Below are 23,681 nucleotides of genomic sequence, written 5' to 3'. Positions count from 1 at the left end.
ACTGCTTCACTCTATGATATTTTCTATGTTTAGAAGCAGCAAAAATTTACTGTTGGTTTTATCTATTCTAGCGCTCATGCCAGCAACGGCATCAGCGCTAGATTTTCGTTCAGTCGCGGTTTCTAAAGCGGTGCTTTATGATGCGCCATCAAATGCTGCTAAAAAAGTTTTGTTGTTAAGCCAAAATTATCCCGTAGAAGTGATCGTTAATTTGGGTGATTGGCTTAAAGTGCGGGATGCGCAAGGTGCGCTTAACTGGGTTGAAGCTAAGCAACTTTCTAATAAACGCACGGTAATGGTCACTGCAAGCAAAGCTGAAATCAGACAGTCTGCTGATGCGGCTTCTAATTTAATGGCAACGGTCGAAAAAGATGTATTGCTAGAAGTGGCTGATACGAAACTTAATAACGGCTGGCTTAAAGTAAAACATCGCGATGGTGTTACAGGTTTTATTTTGCTGTCTGCAACATGGGGTTTTGAATAAATGGCTAAAATTGCAGTCTTAGGTGCTGGCGCATGGGGAACAGCGTTGGCAATGAATATCAGCCAACGACATCAAGTTTCTCTTTGGGCACGAAATGCGGGTCATGTTTCTGGAATGCGTAAAGCACGCGCAAATCCGCTTTATTTAGGTGACTTTAAATTTAACGATCAACTTCAAGTTGAAGATGATTTAGCCACTGCACTGCATGGTGCAGACTTAATTTTGTCTGTAGTGCCAACGGCTGGCTTCAGAGGAATCCTTCAAGACATTAAAGCGCTTGGATGCAAGCTGCCGATTATTTGGGCGCATAAAGGTTTAGAACCATTATCCGCCAAACTTCCCTATGAAGTAGCTTTAGAGGAACTTGGCCGTGAGCAAAAGTGGGGTGCGCTTTCCGGTCCAAGTTTTGCTGCCGAGTTAGTACGTGGATTGCCTACAGCCGTTACACTTGCTGCCAATGATAAAGCCTTTGCTAATGAAGCTGCTTTGCTGATTCATGGCGCTAACTTGCGTGTATATCACACCACCGACGTGATTGGCGTTTCCGTCGGCGGAGCGGTGAAAAACGTGATGGCTATTGCCGCAGGTATTTCTGACGGCATGGGATTCGGCAATAACGCTCGCGCCGCCATGATTACCCGCGGTTTGGCTGAAATGACGCGTTTTGGCGTGGCTTTAGGCGCTAGTCATGAAACTTTCATGGGTCTAGCTGGCGCGGGCGATTTGATTTTAACCTGTACAGGCCAATACTCCAGAAACCGCGAAGTCGGTTTGCAGCTTGCGAGTGGTAAATCTTTAGCAGATATATTGCAAGGTTTAGGTCATGTGGCAGAAGGCGTAAATACGGCGCGTGAAGTGATGCGCCGCGCCAATACTATAAGTGTTGATATGCCAATCACTTATGAAGTCAATCAAGCGATTTCCAACGGTAAAAGTGCTAAAGATGCGGTGACCGACTTACTTGGACGCGGGCAAAAACAAGAGGCATTTTAGTGCCGACCATCTTTTCCCACGCAGTCGCTCCTATTGCAGCTAGTTTAGGTTTAGGTAAGGTTATTAGCCGCCGCTTATTAGTGCTTTCGGCATTTTGCGCAATAGTGCCAGACTTGGATACGCTAGCTTTTAAATTCGGCATTCCGTATTCATCACAATGGGGGCATAGAGGTTTTACACACTCAATTGCCTTTGCCCTGTTTGTTGCTGCTGTGGCGATGTGCTTTAACCGTAAGCTTAAAAGTAAAGCATGGCTAGTTGGTTTAATGGTCTTTCTGGCCACAGTGTCACACCCCTTATTAGATATGTTCACCAATGGTGGCTTAGGCGTGGCACTTTACTGGCCTTATTCTAATGAGAGCGTATTCTTTGATTTTCGGCCAATTGCTGTTTCGCCAATAGGTGTAAGTCACTTCTTTACCGAGCGTGGATTAACGGTCATGAAATCAGAATTCTTATGGGTATGGTTGCCATCTATAATTTTATTATTTACCTTGCGTGGTATACGGCGCAAATAAGGGTGGCTTAAGCGCTCCTTCACTTTGACATACTCCCCCCGAACTGAAAGCCAGTCTGTCCTGAAGCTTCATACAATAATGTTGCAGCAAACATAGATCGCTTAACGCTCCGGTGATTATTTAACGCATCGGTTTTCTGGAAATTACAAAAATAAATTATGTTTAATATTGCACTTTTTGAACCAAAAATCCCACAAAATACTGGCAATATTATTAGGCTGGTTGCTAATAATGGCTGTCATTTACATCTGATAGAACCTCTTGGTTTTGATTTAACGGATAAAAATCTTAAGCGCTCAGGTTTAGATTATTTCGATTTAGCGAATGTACATACCTATCCGAATTACGAAGCTTTTATCACTGCCATGGCGGGTAATCGAATATTTGCTTTTACCACAAAAGGTACAAAAGCTTACAATTCTGTGAAATACATCGCGGGTGACGTTTTGCTGTTTGGCTCCGAAACGGCAGGATTAACAGCCTCCATTCATGCGAGCTTGCCTTTTGAAAACCAATTGCGAGTACCAATGATGCCAGCTAATCGTAGTTTAAACCTTTCAAATACCGTGGCTATAGTGAGTTATGAAGCTTGGGCGCAACAGGGATTTGTAGGCGGTTTATAAGGTTTATTAATCACAAACTCAACTAACAAAAAATTAAAGCTGTTCATCTAAGTTACGATGAACAGCTTTGTTTTACTAGATGTTGATTTTCTCTATAGTTGAAGTTGTTAAACCATAGGAGGATCAGTCTCCCGTGTAAAATCACGTGGTTGACCTAAGGCCGTAATAAATTTCATGATTCCGGCATCCCAGTCATTGGTAACAATCAGTGATGTATCTACTTCACCATTCGGTAAGGTTAAGTTGATATCAGCCTTTTCTAGTAAGATGTGGGCATCTCCCAATAGTAAGATGGGTTTGCAATGGCGATACTGGTCACGGAGAAATTCAACTGTGCGGGCTGATAATCCCAAAATCGCCATTGAATCAACGCCACTAGGAATTATCATGCCATCATAAAGAACTGATGGAGTAGTCTCCATTGTGGCTTCTACATCCAATTCCTCTCCATCTGCACTGAACACTTTACCTAAACGAACTCCAACTAAACGAGGTACGCCGCCTTCTAAAAGGATTGATTCATAAATACTCATCACGTTGTCAGCTTCAATGCCATCTGCAACAAGAATAGCGACCCGTTTGGTTTTGATAGAGCCACCTCCAGGATAATGCATTTCAGATAAGGCTAGGCTTGGTTGTAAATCTGGAAATACTCTGTCACTGGCCAGCGGGGCTGCCTCGGGCAGATCTAGACCCAAGTCGTCCGCTACAGTTTGAGCCAATACCTCATCAACATTCAGCAATAGAGATACCATGCGCTCACGAATGGCTGTAGTTTGTACACGTGTTAATTCAAACCGAAAAGCACCCATGATGTGATTTTTTTCAGCTAGCGATTGGCTATTCCAAAATAAGCGTGCTTGAGAGTAATGGTCGGCAAATTTTTCTGCTTTTCCACGTACCTTATCCTCAGTGTTGGCTTGCGATGACACAACTTCTGGAAAAGAGCTAAATCCATTTAACCCAGCTTGAAAAGGGCAGCCGCCTGCCAGTGAGTTTGGTTCATAAGCCACCCGGCCACGCGGTATAGCTTGCCGATGAAGGCCATCGCGTTGGTTATTATGCACTTCTTTTAGTGGGGCATTGATTGGAATTTCATGAAAATTAACGCCACCAAGTCGCGTGATTTGTGTGTCTAAATAAGAATGTATACGGCCTTGTAACAAGGGATCGTTTGTAAAATCTATGCCTGGAATAATATGTGCGGTACAGAAAGCAACTTGTTCGGTTTCTGCGAAAAAATTATCTGGATTACGATTCAGCACCAGTTTACCTACTGGCATTATCGGCACAAGTTCAACAGGGATTAATTTTGTTGAATCAAGAACATCGAAATCAAAACTTTCTGCCTGTTCTTCACTAAATATTTGTAAACCCAATTCCCACTCTGGATAAGCTCCAGATTCGATCGCTTCCCAAAGATCACGACGATGGAAGTCAGGGTCGGCGCCACTAATTTTTACCGCTTCATCCCATATCAAAGAATGTGTGCCAGCTAAAGGCGTCCAATGAAATTTACAGAAAACAGATTCGTTCGCGTCATTCACTAGTCTGAATGTATGAACGCCAAAGCCTTGCATCATGCGGTAACTGCGAGGTATGGCGCGATCTGACATTTGCCACATAACCATATGCATGGATTCAGGCATGAGCGATATGAAGTCCCAAAATGTATCATGTGCTGAAGAAGCTTGAGGCATTGCATTATGAGGTTCAGGCTTTACTGCGTGAACCAAATCTGGAAACTTCATGGCATCTTGAATGAAAAATACTGGAATATTATTTCCTACCAAATCCCAGTTACCAGCATCGGTATAAAATTTCACTGCAAAACCACGTACATCACGTACTGTGTCGGCAGAACCGCGTTCCCCAGCTACTGTGGAAAATCGTACAAAAACGGGCGTGCGTTTTCCAGCTTCAGCAAAGGGAGCGGCCTTGGTAAACTTGTCTAATGCTATATAGTTTTCAAAATAGCCATGCGCCGCAGAACCTCGTGCATGTACAACCCGTTCGGGTATGCGTTCATGGTCAAAATGCGTGATTTTTTCACGCAGAATAAAATCTTCCAGTGCGGTAGGGCCGCGCAGTCCAATTTTTAACGAACTTTGGTTGTCTGCAATTGATACGCCTTGATTAGTGGTGAGTTCTTGCTCTTTTGAATCCACACGCACTCGATCCAAGTCACCGCCTGCAAAATTTTCGCCTTCTGGTGGAATGCCTGAACCAGTTTTTTCTGAGCCATTAAACTCTGTTACGGTACTTGCGGTAGCAGAATTTGAATCCGAAGTTTGTGTTATGCCTGTAAATGGGCAACGCGAAGCCTCACCATATTCCTTTTCTTTGGTTGCGTTGAATTGTGTTTTTGATGCTAAATCAGCAGAGTAGGCTAATTTATCGACTAATTCTGCGGCTACCCCGTCATTTCGACTCAGTGATGACATGTCAGGCGTAGATGGCCCAGAAACGGTACTTAAAACAGAACCTAAGCCGATTTTATTAGTGAGTTTTGCCATTTACATGCTCCTGATAGTTTAATAAGTGAATTTGAAAAAAACACATAGTAGTGACGTAGCTTTGTCGAAACGAAGCTAATTCTAGCTATTTTAAGAAGGCGAAGTTGGGTTTGATGTAGGGCAAGCCCTGAATCGAATGTAGGAAATAACTTAACAGGGAAGTAACGTGCGGCGTATACACGTTCTTTTACATTTACTTAGTCTTTACCAAAAGCTAAGTCTTTTGAAAAACAGGCCCTGCTGTTTAGACGGGTTCGCTATCAAACTGGTAAGAAGTGGTCTGTCGGTAAACTGAACCTGGCTTCAACTCCGTGCTTGGAAACTCCAGATGGTTAGGTGCGTCAGGATAGTGCTGTGTTTCCAAACAGAAGCCAGCGTATTTATCATAGGGCATATTTTTCTTGCCTAAAACACTGCCATCTAAGAAGTTGCCAGTGTAAAACTGTATGGCGGGCTGAGTGGTATAGACCCTCATTCTTCGCCCGCTAATGGGTTCTTCAACTAATGCTGCGAGTGTTAAACCGCCTTTATTTTCATCGATTATCCAAGCATGATCATATCCGCCATTGGCACTGCGAATTTGTTCATTTGTGTTATCTAATTTTTCACCAATACTGGCTTGCTGTCGAAAATCCATGCAAGTGCCATCAACTTTCGCCTGCTCGCCTAAGGGTATTAAATTAGAATTTATAGGTAAGTATCGTGCGGCACAGAGTTTAATCCGATGTGCAAGGACATCAGACTGTCGTTCCATACCAGACAGGTTGAAATAGCTATGGTTAGTTAGATTGAGTATGGTTGGTGCATCAGTGCTAGCAGTGTAATCGATGTGAAGTTCTTGACTATCGCTCCACGTATAGGCAACTTCAACAGATAGTGTCCCAGGATATCCTTCTTCCCCATCACGGCTAATGTAACTAAGCACAAGGCGGGCTGCGTTCGTCGTTTCTTCGATGCGTGCATGCCATACTTTTTTATCGAAGCCTTGCATTCCGCCATGCAGATGATTGCAGCCGTTATTGGTAGCCAATTTGTATTCATTTCCCGCCAGACTAAATCTACCGTTAGCAATGCGGTTTGCATATCGTCCTATTAAGGCGCCAAAATAAGGATGCTCATTGAGATAGGGTTGTAAGGTATCAAAACCAAGCACAACGTCATCCACCTTGCCGTATCTATCGGCTACTTCCAATGTTTGGACAATTCCGCCGTAAGTTAAAATGCACACCCGCAGACCATCACGGTTAATAAGTTGATAGCGCTCTACAGTTTTTCCTTCTTTAGTGGCTCCAAATGGCTCTTTTCTGATAGGCATAATTGGTCTCTACGCTAATAGATAACTTCTGATTATTGAATGGCATTTAAGTTTATTTTAATTTGTAAGGACTAGGCAAATCGGCTGTTGATAGCGCCTCGGTAAGTTTGACGCATATCCTGCGAGGTTTTTCCTACAACTTTATCAGCATTATTCCTATACATCATAAAAGCTTGCTCTCATAAGCTGACTGTATCATTCGTGCCCGATGATATGCAGTCAGTCGCCATTGTGTTTAATGAGAGCTAATAATTTCTTATGTAACACGACATATCTGCCAGGAGCAACGTAACGAAATTTAACTTAATTCCATAAAGTGGCTATGTCTCTAACTGAACATAATAATATTGCCAATTCGAAGGTAGACGCTCAATCTGCCAATACGTTTGCCTCATTTTGGATGGCTGGCTATGAAGGTGCAGACCATATAAATGGAGCTGGTATCTCACTGGCAATGAATGAAGCTAATCGCCATGCCAGCCGCGCCTATGACGATTACTTACTACTCAGCGAGTTAGGTATTCGCACCGTGCGCGAAAGTATTGGTTGGCGATTGGTAGAGAAAAATGGACACTTTGATTTCTCTTCAATCTTATTGCGCGCTAAGGCGGCTAAAGAATTGGGCATACAAATCAACTGGACATTCTGCCATTATGGCTGGCCTTTGGATATTGATGTTTACTCCCCACAGTTTATAGAACGCTTCGCTCAATATTGTCGTCACGCAGTGACTTTTTTGAGCGACTACATTGGTGAGATCCCCATATATTCACCCATTAACGAAATTTCATTTGCCAGCTGGGCTGCAGCTGCCAACAAATTCGCTTGTATTCATGCCGAAAATGATGGTGGGGCAAGATTAAAGCGTCAATTAGTGCGAGCGACCATTCGTGGCTGTGATGAAATTTGGAAATTGCAGCCTAAAGCCCGCATATTGCAGTGCGATCCGCTGATTAGGGTCGGCGCTCCGCAGGGTTGGCCGGTAATGGAAGGCACCGCAACTTCTTATAACCTATCGCAGTATGAAGCTTGGGACATGATATGCGGCAAATTGGAACCAGAGTTGGGCGGCGCTCCGCAATACCTAGATATTGTGGGTATTAATTACTACCATAATAATCAGTGGGGCGTAGAAGCTCAATTTCCGTGGCATCTCGGTGACACACGTCGTATCCCATTCCATCAAATGCTGATGGAAGTCTACCAGCGCTATCAACGTCCCTTAATCATTGCTGAAACCAGCCACGTAGGAAGTGGAAGAGGGGCATGGATACGCGAAATCGCTCAAGAGACCATTCTTGCCAAACAACATGGGGTGAATATTGACGGAATCTGCCTTTATCCTGCTTTAGACCGTCCAGACTGGGAAAATGAACACCATTGGCACCATAGCGGAGTTTGGGATATTGAACCATCATCGAAAGATTTGTCTAGTGACGCTGAATCGGAATCTTCTGATTTAACTAGATCTGATTTAGCTACATCAGACTTTAAGCGCATCCCTTGTGCCCCTTATATTCAAGCGATTCATAACGCGCAACGTCTAACAAAGCATTTTTCAAATTTACTTGTCAATCAAGCCATGTCTATACCTATGTATACAGGCGCTTCATCCTCGAAAGGGAATAAAATGTCTACCATCTTTGTGTTCTCGCACCTGCGCTGGAATTTTGTATTTCAACGCCCACAACATCTACTTTCTCGTCTTGCAGAACACTACCAGGTAATTTTTATCGAGGAACCAGTATTCGATAATCGAGATTGTTTCTTCTCTACCTCAACTCCAGTGCCGAATGTCACTGTGTGTACTCCGCATGTGCCCGTGCAAGCGCATGGTTTTCATGATGACTATTTACCCTACATGAAAACGCTTATCGCTGAGCTGGTGGAGGATTTTGAAGATTATGTTGTTTGGTTTTACACCCCAATGGCCTTACCCTTACTTCAAGGCATGAACCCCAGTGTAGTGATTTATGATTGTATGGATGAGCTCTCAGCATTTGCAAATCCGCCCAAGCAACTATTGCAGCGTGAAAATGCATTATTAGGCATTGCGGATATTGTATTTACTGGCGGCCCTAGCTTATATAACGCTAAAAAAGAACGCCACAATAACGTTCATTGTTTCCCAAGCAGTGTCGATGTTATCCATTTTCAGCAGGCATTAGACCGCAATAATGGACATCCCGCTCAGCATGCCATTTCTGGACCGAAATTAGGCTTCTATGGCGTTATAGATGAACGGTTTGACGCCGATCTAATTGCTTATGTGGCAAAAGCGCATCCTGAGTGGCAAATTGTACTGGTTGGTCCAATCGTTAAAATCAATCCTTCAATATTGCCCAGGCAAGCCAATATTCATTACATTGACCAGCAACCCTACCAAGCCTTACCCCAGTTTCTAGCTGGATGGGACGTTTGTTTGCTGCCGTTTGCATTGAATGAATCCACACGTTTTATTAGTCCGACCAAGACCTTAGAATACATGGCAGCTGAATTACCAATAGTCAGTACTCCCATTAAAGATGTGATTGATCTTTACGGTAGCGCAGTAGCTATAGCCGAAACTCATCAAGATTTTGTTCTAGCCTGTGAAAAACTTTTGGCGGAAACGGAGTATGCAAAACAGCAACGCATTGAAAATATGCGAGGTATAGTTGCCCAAACGTCATGGGAAAGTGCTGCATTATCTATGCATGAAATGCTTCAGAAGCTTATATGCCCAGATGAAATTTACCCAGATGAGCCGCTAATAGCTGACAATCAAACAGCTCAAATTAATACGCGACAATATAACGATGTTGTAACTTCGCAAGGTTTACCCGAATCGATATTGGGGGGCGATGATAGAAATAAATCTAGCGCAAACTTAGTGCATATTTCAGCTCCTGCTCAGCATGTGTGTAATGTCATCATCGGGGCTGGCCCCACTGGCTTAAGCGCAGCTTACCATTTGGGTAAAGATACCGTATTGCTGGATAAAAACTCCCATGTCGGAGGCTGGTGCCGCTCAATCGAGGATAAAGGATTCACCTTCGATTATGCAGGTCATATTATGTTTTCCAATGATGAATATGTATTGCAGCTGTATAAAACCTTACTTGGAGATAATATCCATTGGCAGAATAGAGAGGCGTGGGTATACAGCAAAGGTGTGCATACGCGTTATCCATTTCAAGGTGCCTTATACGGCTTGCCGCCTGAGGTCATTAAAGAATGTATCGTTGGCGCTGTAGAAGCCCGTTATGGCGCGGTGAAAGAACAGCCCTCAATGAAAGATAAGTCATGCAATATGGCCGTTAACCAAAAAGAAATAAGTGATTGCTGTGCAGATGGAACAGTAGATGTTCCAGCTTCTGTGTCTGGCAAAAACCTGATGGGAGATAAGTCCGCAAATTCTTCATCCAACCCTATAACCAATCCTACATCCAACCTCACAAGTACTCCTGAAAATTTTGAGGATTTCATTTACAAAGTTTGGGGCAAGGGTATCGCCAAACATTTTGCCATTCCATATAACAAGAAAATATGGACAGTCCCTCTTACTGAAATGGAAACGTCTTGGTTGGGCGGTCGAGTGCCTTTGCCCGATATCGAAGAGATTATCAGCGGCGCCCTAGAGCCTTCTGGTAAGCCTATGGGGCCAAATGCCCGATTTGGCTATCCATTGCATGGTGGTTTCCAAGCCATCATGGATGGGTTTTTGCCGCACATAAAAGGTACGTTAGAACTTAATGCAGATGTCAAACACATTTCACCTAAGCAACGCACGGTTGAATTGGCCGATGGCAGACGCTATCGTTATGAAAACCTTATTAGCACCATGCCATTGCCGCAATTGATTCGCATGATAGGCGACGAAGCACCGCAAGTTGTTATCGATGCCGCTAACGGACTTAAGCATATCTCCATTCGCTGCGTAAACTTAGGTATTGCACGCGAAAATATTACGGATAAACATTGGATTTATTATCCTGAAGATTCCATTTTCCATCGTATTTTCTTACAAGGAAATGCAAGTCCAGGTTGTAATCCACCAGACGGATTCGGGCTGACCTGCGAAATATCTTACTCCCCTTGGAAACCACTGCCGTACAGCGGGCAACAGCTCATTGAGCGCTGTTTCCAAGATTGCATTGATGTGGGATTGTTAAACGAAACCGACAGATTAATTACTGCTAACGAGGTTGATATGCCTTACGCATACGTAGTGTACGACCATGCCCGAACCCGCAACGTCGCTATCGTTAAACAGTGGCTGGCTGGGTTTGGAATTACCTTAGCAGGTCGCTATAGCGAATGGGAGTACTACAACTCTGACCATGCATTTTTGGCAGGTAAAAAAGCGGCAGAGGCGATGGGGTGCGAAAGTCAGCAAAGTGCTCCTGCAATTTAAGCAAGATTCCTTTCCTATATAAGGAGACATTAATGACAGCTTATCCGCGCCCTCAACTGGTACGTAAGCAGTGGACTTCATTAAACGGACAATGGCAATTTCTATTTGATGACGCTGGCGTCTATAAACAGCCTGATGAAATAGCTTTATGGCCATTGCATATTGAAGTCCCATTTCCACCAGAATCACAGGCCAGTGGAATTGGTGACAGAAACTTCCATCGCGCTTGTTGGTATCAGCGGGAATTTGATATGTCCATTAACGACGATAAAAAAAATAAAGCTGAGCCAAAAGGGGGCTGTCAACACCATATTTTGCTTCATTTCGGCGCAGTGGACTATCACGCCACGGTATGGGTAAACGGCCTTTTGGTGGCAAAACATGAAGGTGGCCATACGCCTTTTACCGCCGATATCACATTTGCTTTAAATGCTAGTGGAAAACAAGTAGTCACAGTGATGGCAGAAGATGATCCACATGATCTGAGTAAGCCCAGAGGCAAGCAAGACTGGCAGCTTGAACCTCACTCCATATGGTATCCGCGAACTACAGGTATTTGGCAAACCGTTTGGTTAGAGCGAGTCGCAGAAACCTATATAAAAACGATACGTTGGACCCCGCATATGGAGGAATTTTCTCTACAGTTTGAAGCGACCCTTTCCAATATTTGTTACGAAGAACTATGGCTTGAAATTACATTACGTCATGGGGAACGCATACTTGCGAGTGATAGTTACCGCATTTTAGATGAACAAATCGATCGCCGTATTATCCTTTCCGATCCTGGTATTGACGACTTCCGCAACGAGTTACTTTGGAGTCCAGAGCGTCCTACCTTGCTGGATGCAGAAATCACCTTAAGAAATGGCACTCAAATACTCGATCAATTTACCTCATATACTGCACTTCGCTCGGTCAATATATTGCGTGACCGATTCATGCTTAATGGCAGACCCTATATGTTACGCATGGTGCTAGACCAAGGGTATTGGCCCGATACTTTGTTAGCAGCTCCAAATGATGATGCTTTAAGGCGCGATGTTGAGTTGGCAAAAGCTATGGGCTTTAATGGTGTACGCAAGCATCAAAAGATTGAAGACCCGCGCTACTTATACTGGGCAGATAAGCTTGGCCTGCTAGTGTGGGAAGAAATGCCTTCGGCTTATCGATTCACCCGCACTGCTATCACGCGCACGGTAAGAGAGTGGGGCGAAGTAATAGAACGAGATTACAGCCACCCTTGCATTATTGTATGGGTACCGTTTAATGAATCATGGGGAGTGCCAGAACTCACCTCCATTCGCGAACATCGCCATGCCGTAGAAGCGCTTTATCACTTAACCCGCACGCTAGACTCTACGAGACCAGTGATTGGTAATGACGGTTGGGAAAGTAGCGCCACGGACATCATCGGAATTCATGATTATGATGCGAATGCCGATCAATTGCGAAACCGTTATTGCGTGGAAGCTAATATGGGTCTGTTGTTTGATCGTCGCCGTCCAGGCGGGCGTATCCTCACTTTAGACGGCTATCCACATAAGGGGCAGCCTATTATGCTGACAGAATTCGGCGGTATTGCTTATGCCAAGTGTCCGCAACCTGGCGTCAGTCAAACTTGGGGTTACTCCTCAGCCAAAGACGATACAGATTTCTTAGCTTTATATAGAAGTTTGATGGAAGTTATCACGAGTGCTTCGCTATTCAGTGGTTTTTGTTACACCCAATTTGCCGATACTTTTCAAGAAGCAAACGGTTTGTTATGTGCGGATCGCACTCCAAAAATACCATTGGAAGAGATTGCTGCCATTACTCGGGCCTCGAATATGTATATAGGCTTAGCCGTATGATGTTTCTTACAATCGAAATGTTAAGAGGTAGTCATGTATACGCTTAAATTGCTTAAACCGGACGGCAGACAGTTATGGCTTTATAGTGAAGCACCATTGCAAGAAGACATGGTCGCGCCTTCGCCGTTTGCGGAACCGTCAGGCGCGAACCCTCATCTGCGCTGGCATCCTTTACGTGGGGAATGGGTTGCTTACGCAAGCTTTCGGCAAAATCGCACTTTTTTGCCTCCACCTGAATACAACCCCCTAGCGGTAACTACAGATTTAGCTAATCCCACCGAATTACCACAAGGTAATTGGCAGATTGCCGTATTTGATAATCGCTTCCCTTCACTAGAGCTAAATTCTCATCAACCGCCAGATATCATCATTCCCACAATTCCAGCCACTGGGAAATGTGAAGTGGTGGTGTTTACCCAAGATGCTCAATCCTCATTAGGTAATTTGCCGCTATCGCAAATCGAGCTATTAATCGAAGTCTGGGCTGCGCGTACAGAAGAAATCGGAGAGTTGCCTGAAATTCGCTATGTGCTTCCTTTTGAAAATCGCGGCACCGCCATGGGCGTTACCCTTAATCACCCGCACGGGCAAATATATGCTTATCCAGTGATTCCCCCAGTGCCAGCTCGCATGCAGTTGCAAGCCCGCGAATATTTTTCTGAACATGGTTGCGGACCTTTGGAAGCCATGATTAATAGAGAGCTCCAAGACGACAAACGCATTATTTATCGTGGCGAACATGCAGTTGCATTTGTACCTGCTTGCGCCCGCTATCCTTATGAAGTTTGGGTTGCTCCAATTAAGGCAACGCTTACATTTAGCGCATTAACTGAAGAGCAGCGGGTTGATTTAGCTCGCGCACTTAAGACTGTTCTCATGAAATATGATGCGCTATGGAACCGACCCTTTCCATATTTAATGGCCTGGTATCAAGCGCCGACCGATGGCGAATCACATCCTGAAGCACATCTTCATGCCGAATTTTATCCGCCATACCGCACCATGGATAAACTTAAATACCTAGCTGGCACTGAATTAGCAGCTGGGCTATTCGTCATGGATGCGTTACCAGAAGATAAAGCTTTAGAGCTTCAAAATGTCATCGTCGACATAGAATGAACTGACATTTAGATAATTATTTGAGACTGCAATGAAGACATTTGAAGAAATTTTTAAAGCTGCGCCAACAGTGATGGCAGAAGCTCCGGGTAGAGTTAATCTGCTGGGTGAACACACTGACTACAATGGCGGATACGTGCTACCTACTGCTATTTCGCAAAAGACCTGTGTGCTTTTGCATCCAAACAAACGGAAGTCGTTTCGATTATATGCTGCAACTTTGGACGAAATTGTATCGTTTACAATGGAAACTCCGCCAAAGAAACATTTTGCCAGTTATATCTACGGTTGCCTGCACGAAGTTAAAGCGATAGGCGCTGATATACCTTTTATGGATATTTACGTTCATTCCACCGTTCCGATAGAAGTAGGTTTATCTTCCAGCGCCGCATTAGAAGTGGCTACTTTACGTGCCTTGCGCATTCTTCTTCAATTACCCGTTGAAGATATCATGATTGCAAAAATGGCGCAGCGCGCAGAAGTCAAATATGCAGGCGTAAATTGCGGCATTATGGATCAAATGGCTTCTAGTTTGGCTGATGTTGAGCATATGTTATTTATTGACACGCGCACGCTGGAAACAGAAGTTTTGCCACTACCAGCTGACGCTGAAGTGCTAGTCATCGATTCTGGTATAAGCAGAACTTTGGCTGCTAGCAAGTACAATGAGCGTCGAGCAGAATGTATCGTCGCTGCTCAGCAGCTTGGGGTAGAAGAGTTGCGTGATATTACTGATCCGAACTTGACGAATGAATTACCGTCACCATTTCGCGAGCGTGCGCGCCATGTGATTAAAGAAAATAACCGAGTGTTGGCTGCGCGTAAGGGTATTAGCGCTGTGGATTTCGGGCAATTAATGAATGCATCGCACACTAGCCTAAGCCAAGATTATGAGGTATCAATCCCTGAGTTAGATTTGCTGGTAGCGCTCTTGCAGAAAAATAAGGATGTCTATGGAGCAAGATTGACTGGAGCAGGTTTTGGAGGTGCTTGTGTTGCTTTATGCAAAACTGGCACCGTGTGCAACGTCAGCGATGCTGTCCTCAAACTATATAATGAAGCTGGAAATCATGGCAAACGGCTTGTGCCCGCGCAGGAATTAATCGCGGAACAAATTACAACTGAGCAATCTGCCACAAAAATTCACTAAGTTTCTTAAAGTACTTACTTCTGCAACGTTCTTGCTATTACCCAACACTCAATATGGATTGCACCAGCCTGTTTTAATGTTTTAGCTAGTTCGTTAAGGCTGGCGCCAGTTGTCATCACATCATCCACCAATGCGATGCGTTTGCCATTCAACTGCTTGTCCACTTTAAATGCCCCTTTGATATTTCTGACGCGTTCTTTCAATGGCAAGCTAGCTTGTGGCGGCGTGAGTTTTTGGCGTTGTACGGACTGGTAATCTAATTTTTCAGGATTGTTCTTAGTGATAATTTTTGCGATTTCGAGCGCTTGATTAAAACCGCGTTCTTTAAGTCGCGCAGGGTGCATGGGCATGGCTATCACTAAGTCTATATCGGCTAGATTGGTTTTATTGCTCAACATCTTGCCGAAAATGTGTCCTAAATTAAGCATGCTGCCATATTTGTAGCGTTGCATCATGACATCTAACGGAAAGTCATAGGTCAACAAACTGTGAGTCGCGTCAAAATCAGGTGGTAAGTTTAAGCAACTACCACAAACTAAACCATTGGAAGACAAACCGCACTGTGGGCATTGTGGCGCGGTGTGCCAAGGCAGGTCGTTGTAACAAGGCACACACAAGCCAAAATTTCCACCGTCCTCGGCAGTGCATAACAAACAACGCTGCTTAAATAACCTATCTAACAGTTTGGTGGGAAGGCCGTTATGGAGAAATTGCTTAAATTTTAATCGAATGTTCAATATTTGCGTCCCATTTCATTGACAAGGTATAATCGCACCATAAATTAAGCCTCTTTAAAAGGAACTGCACATGCTCGAAACCTCTCAACAAGGTCATACACATGCCGTGATTAATACGGATGGCCTAAAAGCCAATCTTAACTCTTCCTCTGAAACCAACACAGTTAACCGTTGGAGTGTAGCGGATATTGTCGCATTATTTGAGCTGCCTTTCAGTGATTTAATGTATCAGGCGCAAACTGTGCATAGGGCAAATTTTAATCCGAATGCAGTTCAGGTGAGCACTTTGCTTTCAATTAAAACAGGTGGCTGTTCAGAGGATTGCGGTTACTGCCCACAAGCGGCGCGTTATCATACTGAGGTAGAAAATGAGCCTTTGATGAAGCTAGAAGATGTTGTGGCGGCGGCGCAAGAAGCTAAAGACAATGGTGCCAGCCGTTTCTGCATGGGTGCTGCATGGCGCGGGCCTAAGCAGCGCGATTTAGAGCCTGTGTTGAAAATGATTGCCGAAGTTAAAGCAATGGGTTTAGAAACCTGTGCGACTTTGGGCATGTTAAAAGATGGTCAAGCTGAGCAGTTAAAAGAAGCAGGTTTGGATTATTACAATCATAACTTGGATACCGCGCCAGAGTTCTACGGCGATGTGATTACCACGCGTACTTATCAAGACCGTTTAGACACATTGGATCGCGTGCGTAGCCAAGATATTCATGTATGTAGCGGCGGTATTATCGGCATGGGCGAAACGCGGAACCAACGCGCTGGCTTGTTAGCGCAATTGGCAAATATGGAACGCCCACCTGAAAGTGTGCCAATTAATTTACTCACACAAGTCGAAGGTACGCCATTGCACGGTACCGAAGAGTTAGATCAATTTGAGTTTGTGCGGACTATTGCCGCGGCGCGTATTACTATGCCGAACAGCTTCGTGCGTTTATCAGCAGGCCGCCAAAGTATGAGTGAGGGCATTCAAAGTATGTGCTTTTTAGCTGGTGCAAACAGTATTTTCTACGGTGAAAAGTTGCTGACCACAGCCAATCCTGAAGCTTCGACTGATAAGAAATTATTCGAAAAATTAGGCATTAATAAAATCTAGGGTAACAAACTAACATGCTGGCTTCATTACAAATCGCATTAGATAAACGCAAAGCGGATGGCTTACTGCGCCAACGGCGTTTGCTCGACTCGCCGCAGGCTGAGCATATTGTTGCGAATAGTAAGCCGTATCTGTCATTCTGTAGTAATGATTATTTGGGTCTAGCGAACCACCCAGCACTAATTGCGGCTATGCAAAAAGCGGCTGGTGATTCTGGTGTTGGTAGCGGCGCGTCTGGTTTGGTGACAGGCCACCATCGTTACCATGATGACTTAGAAAAGCAGTTAGCCAAGTTTGTAAATATGCCTGCCGCATTGTTATTTTCCGCAGGTTATATGGCAAATATCGGTGCGTTGGGGGCGTTGGTTGGGCGCGGCGATGCGATTTTTGCCGACAAGTTGAATCACGCTTGTTTGAATGATGGTAGCTATTATTCGCTTGCCGAGTTCAATCGCTTTGCGCATAACGATGTAGCTGCACTTGAAAACTTACTTAAAGCCAGCAGCGCACGACATAAGCTCATTGCCGTGGATGCGGTATTTAGTATGGATGGCGATATTGCGCCATTGGCTGAATATTTAACGCTTTGCGAGAAGTACGATGCTTATTTATACATTGATGATGCGCATGGCTTTGGTGTGTTGGGTGAGCATGGTCAAGGCTCGCTAAATCATCTAAAACTGAAATCTCCTCGCATCATTATGATGGCAACATTAGGCAAAGCTGCGGGTGTGGCAGGCTCATTTGTTGCGGGTGAAAGTGTGGTGATTGACTACCTGATTCAAACTGCTAAAAGTTATGTATATTCAACACCAGCGCCGCCAGCACTTTCTGCAACTTTATCCGCTTCGGTGAGTTTGATTGAGCAGGGCGATGACTTACGCACACATTTACACAGCCTGATTAATTACTTTAAAGACAATCTGCAATGCAAAAGATGGCAGTTAATGCCGTCTGAAACATCAATTCAACCGTTAGTGGTTGGCGATAATCTTGAGGCATTGGCGTTAAGTGAGTACTTACAAAGCTTAGGCATATTAGTGCCAGCCATTCGCCCACCCACTGTGCCCGTTGGTACTGCTAGGTTGCGCATTTCTTTATCAGCCGCGCATTCGCTAGATGATATTAAACAACTTATTTCGGCAATCCAACAAGCGGAGCAAGTTCTATGAAAATTGTTCCCGCTAACATTTATATGGAAACGACGGGCACTGGGCCAAACCTAGTACTGTTGCATGGTTGGGGCATGAGTGGCGCGGTGTGGCAACCGATTATAAAAAGCTTGAGTAAATTATTTACGTTACATATTGTTGATTTACCAGGCATGGGCTTGAGTCGCCCAACTGAGCCGTATCACTTGCATATCATTGCGGAAAAAGTGGCAGAAATGCTGCCAGCGAATGCAGATATGATTGGCTGGTCGTGGGGCGGGCAAGTCGCCATGCGCATTGCGCTAGATCAGCCTGATGCCGTTCGCAGATTGGTCCTGGTCGGCTCTACGCCGTGTTTTGTGAATAAAGAAGAATTCATGACGCAAGCTAAATGGACATCAGGCATTGCCCCAGAAGTATTTGAGCGCTTTGCTGACAGTATGGATGCGGATTACCATAAAACGCTTACGCAGTTTTTAACACTGCAATGCATGGGCGATAAAAGCGCAAGGTTAACGGTAAGATTATTGCGTAGAAAGCTGGAAGAGCGCCCCGCACCAACATCACAAACGCTACAACGCGCCTTGGGCATATTGCTGGAAAGCGATTTACGTTCAGAAGTTAACCGCCTAAGAAAACCAACCCTATTGATTCATGGCGATAGAGATACGCTCGCGCCAGTGCAAGCCGCGCATTGGATGATGCAAAACTTACCAGTGGGTTACTTACGCGTGATTTCTGGTGCTTCGCACGCTCCCTTTCTATCGCATCAAGAGCAGTTTGTGGATGCAGTCGTTCAATTCCTAGAACCTACAAGCGCTTAATATGGAAGCCAAATTGCCCGATAGTTACCATATTGATAAAGCGCGCGCACGCGCTTCATTTGGCCGTGCCGCTAATACTTACGACGCAGCTGCAATCTTGCAGAAACAAGTGCGTGAAGAAATGCTCAGCCGGCTAGATTTAGTGAAGTTAAACCCACACACCATATTAGACGCGGGTTGTGGCACAGGTTTAGCTAGCCATGCTTTGCAAAAACGCTTTGCAAAATCACAAGTGATTTCACTAGATTTTGCGTTACCTATGCTGCAGAAAACACGCAGTACCAATCCAAATAATGGCTTTGTTGGTCAAGTAAGGAGCATGCTCGGTGGTGTTACACAAAATCTATTGTGTGCGGATATTGAATCACTGCCTTTGGCGAGTGCCAGTGTAGGTTTGGTGTGGTCAAATTTGGCGATTCAATGGTGCAATGATTTGGATGCGGCTTTGCAAGAGTTTCATCGCGTGTTGCAGCCAGAAAGCTTGCTCATGTTCAGCACTTTTGGCCCCGATACGCTCAAAGAGCTTCGCGTTGCCACCAGCGGACAAAACGGCACAACCAGTGTGAGTAGATTTCTAGATATGCACGACATTGGCGACGCGATGGTGCGGGCTGGGTTCAGTGCGCCAGTGCTGGATGTCGAGAGATTCACCCTGACTTACGATGACGTTAAAAGTGTGATGCGTGACTTAAAAAGCATCGGTGCGCATAACGCGACAGATGGTCGTGCGCGAGGCTTGCTAGGGCGTGGCTTTTTACAAAACCTAGAAGCGAACTACGAGCAATTTCGAGTAGATGGGAAACTGCCTGCCACCTTTGAAGTTGTGTACGGGCATGCTTGGCGCGGTGCAGATAAAGCAAAGTTTGAAGATGGCGTTTCACCTATCACCTTTAGGAGTAGGAGCGGCTTTTAGCCGCGAATTGTGCGTACACTTATCCTCATTTCGCGGCTAAAAGCCGCTCCTACAAAAATAATATCACCATGAAAAGTTACTTTGTCATTGGCACCGATACCAACGTAGGTAAAACCTATGTGGCAAGTGCCTTAGTGAAGTACTTTGCGGCGCAGGGTTTTAAAACGGTTGGTATGAAGCCTGTTGCCTCCGGTTGTGAGCTGAATGAAAAAAACGAACTGATTAACGAAGATGTCACCGCTTTAATTTCAGAGAGTAACGTTAATGCTGACCTAGATTTAGTTAATCCCTATCGTTTCGCGCCCGCCATTGCGCCACATATCGCCGCTGAACAAGCGGGCATTACCATAGAGTTAGGGGTAATTAAAAGCGCATACGAACAGCTAACGGATTTAGCAGATGTAGTAATAGTTGAAGGTGCAGGCGGCTTCTGCGTGCCTTTGAATAACACCGAAACATTGGCGGATTTAGCTTCACAGTTCAATATTCCAATGATTCTAGTGGTTGGTATGCGTTTGGGTTGCATTAATCATGCATTATTAACGGTAGAAGCTATTCAGGCGCGTGGTTTGAAGTTGGCTGGTTGGGTGGCAAACGAGATTGAACCAAACTTTGCCATGTTTGATGAGAACTTAGTTAGCTTACAGCAGCGCATTGCTGCGCCGTGTATAAGCATAGTTAAGTGGAACGACAGCGCGCAATTTCAGTTTTAAAAGCGCATCTAAAAAGCTTAAAAATCCTTCGATAATTTTTCTGACATTTCAGTACGAATCAAGACTGGATTGTATAGCCCAGATTTTGTAGCGTAATACCTTTATTTATTGAACCTTACGTGCGCTTTCCTTGTGGCTGTTCTTAAATTAAATGTATGGAGTATCTACAATCAAATAGTTAAACCTAACACATGGAAACGCCGACGATTGATCCAATCACCTCTTTAGGTGCACCAGATTCATTGGCGATTAGTTTCAACTCCTCCCGGACTAAAAGCCAATTCCCACTTTCTGTTAAAAACCGATACTCATGGTTTAAAGTTTTATCTACATCTAAAGTTTTTAAGCGTTCAACGACTTGGGCTAAGTCGTTTTCATGGATGTGTGCATGCCAAAAACCACTATGAGCCATGAAGTTATCTCTGTCATAGCCAAATAATTGATTGATATTTTTGCTGACAAAGGTTGCCGCGTATTCTGGCATTGGCGTTCTAGCAAAAAAGATAATCGGCATGGAGTTCATAATCTGGTCTATTCGCGTCTTCTCACGCTCCAACTCCAAGGCATCAAATAGACGCTGATCTTCTGCCACATCTGAAAGTGGGGTCAATTCGCTATACGCCTGATGAATCGCATGTTCGGCCATATGTAACAACTCATAACTCTTCATGCCAACTGCGTGAGCAAGACTGCTAATCGTCTTAAGGCTAGGTTGTTTAATGCCACGCTCTAACATGGAAATAAAAGTGCGCTCCAAGCCAGATTTTGAGGCCAGTGACTCTTGAGTAAGACCATGCTCTAAACGAATTTTCTTAACGACCACACCAAATAGGGATTTATGCATGTACTTCCAATAATTTAAGGCTGTTTGGTGACAATTAGGCGCATATAAACTTATTTTTACCCGCGTCCTTAGCTCGATATAAGGCGTCATCCGCACTGCTGATCAATAGTTTTGGGTTATCACCAATCATGGATGAAAGTGCAATTCCAACACTTGCTGTCACGGTCATTTTATTGACGCCCATCACAATAGGTTGAGATATTTCTTGAATCAACTTATGTGCAATATCCGTAGCACCTGTAATTTCCATAATATCTTCTAGCACCACGACAAACTCATCACCTCCTAAACGGGCAACGGTATCTTCACTGCGGGTATTAGCAAGCAAGCGCTCCGCGACTACTTCTAGCACGCGGTCTCCTGCCTGATGACCAAACTGATCATTAATGAATTTGAATCCATCCAAGTCAATCATTAACAATGCCACATTATCACCAGTACGTTTAATTCGAGAGAGGGAGTGTGACAATCTAGCATTAAATAACAAGCGATTTGGCAACTTGGTCAGTGGGTCATGATGCGCTAAAAACTCGAACTCGTCATGCGCTATTTTGGATGAGGTAATATCGGCAAAAACTGCAATATAGTTTTTCACTTTGTCATCCGCGTCGAGAATAACACTTATCGTTAGCCACTCAGCATAGGTCTCGCCACTTTTACGCCGATTCCACAACTCTCCTTGCCAATAGCCACTCGTCTGTAGGGATTCCCATAACCGTTTGAAGAAAGCGTTATCTTGCCTACCCGAGCTGAGTATATTTGGATTTTTACCGCGAACTTCCTCTTCCTCATACCCAGTAATTCTAGTAAATGCAGGGTTGACTGACAAAATGTTAACATCCGCATCGGTAATGATAGTGCCTTCAATCGTATTTTCAAAAATTGAGGCGGCCTGTTTTAGCTTACGTTCTGAGAGCTTTTTTTCAGTCTCATCCTGTATGGTTTGTACAAAGCCGAGTAAATGATTATTTTGATCTTGAATAGGCGCAATACGCACATGCAGGTGAACGATGTCGTTTCTTATTTGATGTGTAATGTCGAATTCATAAATGGTGCCATGTTTTGCTTTATCTAAAGCAACACGCAACTCTTCTGTCGCCATACCAATTTTATCGAACAGCAACTCAAGATGCTCACCAACAATGCTTTCATGCGTCAAGCCAAATAATGCAGAGGCCGCTGGATTCAAATAGCGCACATTATTCGCTGGGTCTGCAATAATCAGACAGACCCCTAAAGACTCATGCAATACCGCAGATAGCACATGTTTTTCATCCAACTCTTGGCGAATCCGCTCAATATCATGTGCTTGTCTTTTAATGATTGTATTTAATATACTTACATAGCGATTTTCAATTTTCTTAACCACATCATGCTCAGTGAGAAGCCCCTGAAACACCCCATCTTCATCCACTACGGCCAGTGTGCGAATTTGATGTTGCCGCATAAGTTCAATCGCAAAATAGGTAGAGCGACTACGTTGCACCGTGACCACTACGTTAGACATCACATCAGCCAATAACGTATTGCTAGCTACATGATTTCGACCTAAGCGAACTAAATCTCGCTCAGTGATAATACCGACTGGTTTGCCTGCATCTGTGATGACAACTGCGCGAGCATTAGATTTAACCATCAGGACAATGGCATCATTAAGCGAGGCATGCACTGAGAGTGAACTTGCATCAGTGCTCATGACATTTTCGACTTTCTCCTGACCAGAGAATACATCCAGCCCTAGCACTTTCATAAAGTCTGTGTCAGAGGCTATGCCATGCAAATCCCCCTCATCATTCACAACAATAAGATGACGAATATTCTTTTGGGCACAGATGTGATAGGCCTCAAATAAATCAAGATGCTTGGGAGCAACAACAGGATTGCCACTCATCAGACTGCCAACCTTGGTCACGCTAGGGTCAAGTAGTTCAGGAATAATGCGTAGTGCATCTCTTTCAGTAAATATGCCAACGGGGCGCCTACCTTCAACCACCACTACAGAGCTAATAGTCATGTTAGCCATGACCTCAAGTACATCCGATAACATCGTATCTTGAGATACGCTGATCGGGTTACTTGAACAGATTTCATTTAGCGACATTGACGTGTACATAAGGTCACAGTATTAATTGATTAAGATTTTTATATGGTTTCAGCAGCCATATAAATCGAACCTTTAATTTTATAATGTTTGATCTCGGCACACTATAGACTATGGTATACACATGACCTGCCTAAAATAACACTAACTCATCGGGGATTAGAATTACCCGTTGAATATATGCATTAATGTGCATTACTCACACGTCAAAGGCGCTAAATTCTAGGTCAATGTTTTAACTGAATTACAGAACCTGGCATGGCTGACATATTCATTGCCTGTGTGTATGTAAGACTGGGATTTATACCAGCTATGTAAAGTGTATTAAGTAGTCTGGT

At 44.2% G+C, this 23,681-nt stretch carries 18 protein-coding genes; 13 read left to right on the top strand and 5 right to left on the bottom strand.

Going from position 1 to position 23,681, the window contains the following annotated elements; translation table 11 throughout:
• Positions 1-25: 25 nt before the first annotated feature.
• From PSV17_RS13110 to PSV17_RS13095, 4 genes are all read left to right on the top strand, one after another.
• Positions 26-484: an SH3 domain-containing protein gene (locus PSV17_RS13110; RefSeq protein WP_300483390.1), complete on the top strand. Its 459-nt coding sequence runs from the start codon at positions 26-28 to the stop codon at positions 482-484.
• Complete coding sequence (locus PSV17_RS13105) at positions 485-1,477, top strand: NAD(P)H-dependent glycerol-3-phosphate dehydrogenase (protein ID WP_300483388.1); 993 nt, start codon at positions 485-487, stop codon at positions 1,475-1,477.
• Entirely contained in the window at positions 1,477-1,995 is a 519-nt protein-coding gene (locus PSV17_RS13100) for a metal-dependent hydrolase (protein WP_300483386.1), read from the top strand. The genes PSV17_RS13105 and PSV17_RS13100 overlap by 1 nt, the downstream gene beginning before the upstream one ends.
• A gap of 158 nt (positions 1,996-2,153) precedes the next feature.
• Positions 2,154-2,618, top strand: coding sequence for a tRNA (cytidine(34)-2'-O)-methyltransferase (locus PSV17_RS13095; RefSeq protein WP_300483385.1), 465 nt, complete (start codon positions 2,154-2,156; stop codon positions 2,616-2,618).
• 107 nt (positions 2,619-2,725) lie between these two features.
• On the opposite strand, the gene PSV17_RS13090 is transcribed toward PSV17_RS13095, so the two are convergent.
• Together PSV17_RS13090 and PSV17_RS13085 are read right to left on the bottom strand one after the other, a co-directional pair.
• On the bottom strand, positions 2,726-5,134 hold the full coding sequence (locus PSV17_RS13090) for a catalase (protein ID WP_300483384.1): 2,409 nt from the start codon (positions 5,132-5,134) through the stop codon (positions 2,726-2,728).
• A gap of 244 nt (positions 5,135-5,378) precedes the next feature.
• The gene (locus PSV17_RS13085; RefSeq protein WP_300483382.1) at positions 5,379-6,449 is read right to left on the bottom strand and encodes an aldose epimerase family protein; all 1,071 of its coding nucleotides are present in this window, start codon (positions 6,447-6,449) and stop codon (positions 5,379-5,381) included.
• 322 nt (positions 6,450-6,771) lie between these two features.
• On the opposite strand from PSV17_RS13085, the gene PSV17_RS13080 reads away from it, so the two are divergent.
• Genes PSV17_RS13080 through galK form a run of 4 tightly spaced genes read left to right on the top strand, consistent with a single transcriptional unit; the run spans position 6,772 to position 14,964 of the window.
• Positions 6,772-10,845, top strand: coding sequence for an NAD(P)-binding protein (locus tag PSV17_RS13080; protein WP_300483380.1), 4,074 nt, complete (start codon positions 6,772-6,774; stop codon positions 10,843-10,845).
• A gap of 32 nt (positions 10,846-10,877) precedes the next feature.
• The gene (locus PSV17_RS13075) at positions 10,878-12,695 is read left to right on the top strand and encodes a glycoside hydrolase family 2 TIM barrel-domain containing protein (protein WP_300483379.1); all 1,818 of its coding nucleotides are present in this window, start codon (positions 10,878-10,880) and stop codon (positions 12,693-12,695) included.
• 33 nt (positions 12,696-12,728) lie between these two features.
• Positions 12,729-13,814: a galactose-1-phosphate uridylyltransferase gene (gene galT, locus PSV17_RS13070; RefSeq protein WP_300483378.1), complete on the top strand. Its 1,086-nt coding sequence runs from the start codon at positions 12,729-12,731 to the stop codon at positions 13,812-13,814.
• Between the two features lie 31 nt (positions 13,815-13,845).
• The gene (galK, locus tag PSV17_RS13065; RefSeq protein ID WP_300483376.1) at positions 13,846-14,964 is read left to right on the top strand and encodes a galactokinase; all 1,119 of its coding nucleotides are present in this window, start codon (positions 13,846-13,848) and stop codon (positions 14,962-14,964) included.
• A 14-nt stretch (positions 14,965-14,978) separates the two neighbouring features.
• On the opposite strand, the gene PSV17_RS13060 is transcribed toward galK, so the two are convergent.
• On the bottom strand, positions 14,979-15,701 hold the full coding sequence (locus tag PSV17_RS13060) for a ComF family protein (protein ID WP_300483374.1): 723 nt from the start codon (positions 15,699-15,701) through the stop codon (positions 14,979-14,981).
• A gap of 70 nt (positions 15,702-15,771) precedes the next feature.
• Between PSV17_RS13060 and bioB the strand changes: the two genes are divergently transcribed.
• From bioB to bioD, 5 genes are all read left to right on the top strand, one after another.
• Positions 15,772-16,797, top strand: a complete 1,026-nt coding sequence (gene bioB, locus PSV17_RS13055) for a biotin synthase BioB (RefSeq protein ID WP_300483371.1) — start codon at positions 15,772-15,774, stop codon at positions 16,795-16,797.
• Between the two features lie 14 nt (positions 16,798-16,811).
• The gene (bioF, locus tag PSV17_RS13050) at positions 16,812-17,969 is read left to right on the top strand and encodes an 8-amino-7-oxononanoate synthase (protein WP_300483370.1); all 1,158 of its coding nucleotides are present in this window, start codon (positions 16,812-16,814) and stop codon (positions 17,967-17,969) included.
• Positions 17,966-18,772, top strand: coding sequence for a pimeloyl-ACP methyl ester esterase BioH (bioH, locus tag PSV17_RS13045; RefSeq protein ID WP_300483368.1), 807 nt, complete (start codon positions 17,966-17,968; stop codon positions 18,770-18,772). Before bioF ends, bioH begins: the two co-directional genes overlap by 4 nt.
• A gap of 1 nt (position 18,773) precedes the next feature.
• Positions 18,774-19,685 (top strand): malonyl-ACP O-methyltransferase BioC, encoded by a 912-nt coding sequence (gene bioC, locus PSV17_RS13040; RefSeq protein WP_300483366.1) that lies wholly within the window; start codon positions 18,774-18,776, stop codon positions 19,683-19,685.
• 68 nt (positions 19,686-19,753) lie between these two features.
• Positions 19,754-20,398: a dethiobiotin synthase gene (gene bioD, locus PSV17_RS13035; RefSeq protein ID WP_300483364.1), complete on the top strand. Its 645-nt coding sequence runs from the start codon at positions 19,754-19,756 to the stop codon at positions 20,396-20,398.
• A 184-nt stretch (positions 20,399-20,582) separates the two neighbouring features.
• Here the strand turns inward: bioD and PSV17_RS13030 are convergent, their stop codons facing one another.
• Together PSV17_RS13030 and PSV17_RS13025 are read right to left on the bottom strand one after the other, a co-directional pair.
• Positions 20,583-21,242, bottom strand: a complete 660-nt coding sequence (locus PSV17_RS13030; protein ID WP_300483362.1) for a PAS domain-containing protein — start codon at positions 21,240-21,242, stop codon at positions 20,583-20,585.
• 34 nt (positions 21,243-21,276) lie between these two features.
• Positions 21,277-23,343: a diguanylate cyclase gene (locus PSV17_RS13025; protein ID WP_300483360.1), complete on the bottom strand. Its 2,067-nt coding sequence runs from the start codon at positions 23,341-23,343 to the stop codon at positions 21,277-21,279.
• Positions 23,344-23,681: the final 338 nt, after the last annotated feature.

Source organism: Methylotenera sp., from assembly GCF_029946165.1.
Taxonomy (GTDB): domain Bacteria; phylum Pseudomonadota; class Gammaproteobacteria; order Burkholderiales; family Methylophilaceae; genus Methylotenera.
This window is presented reverse-complemented; position numbering and strand designations above follow the sequence as displayed.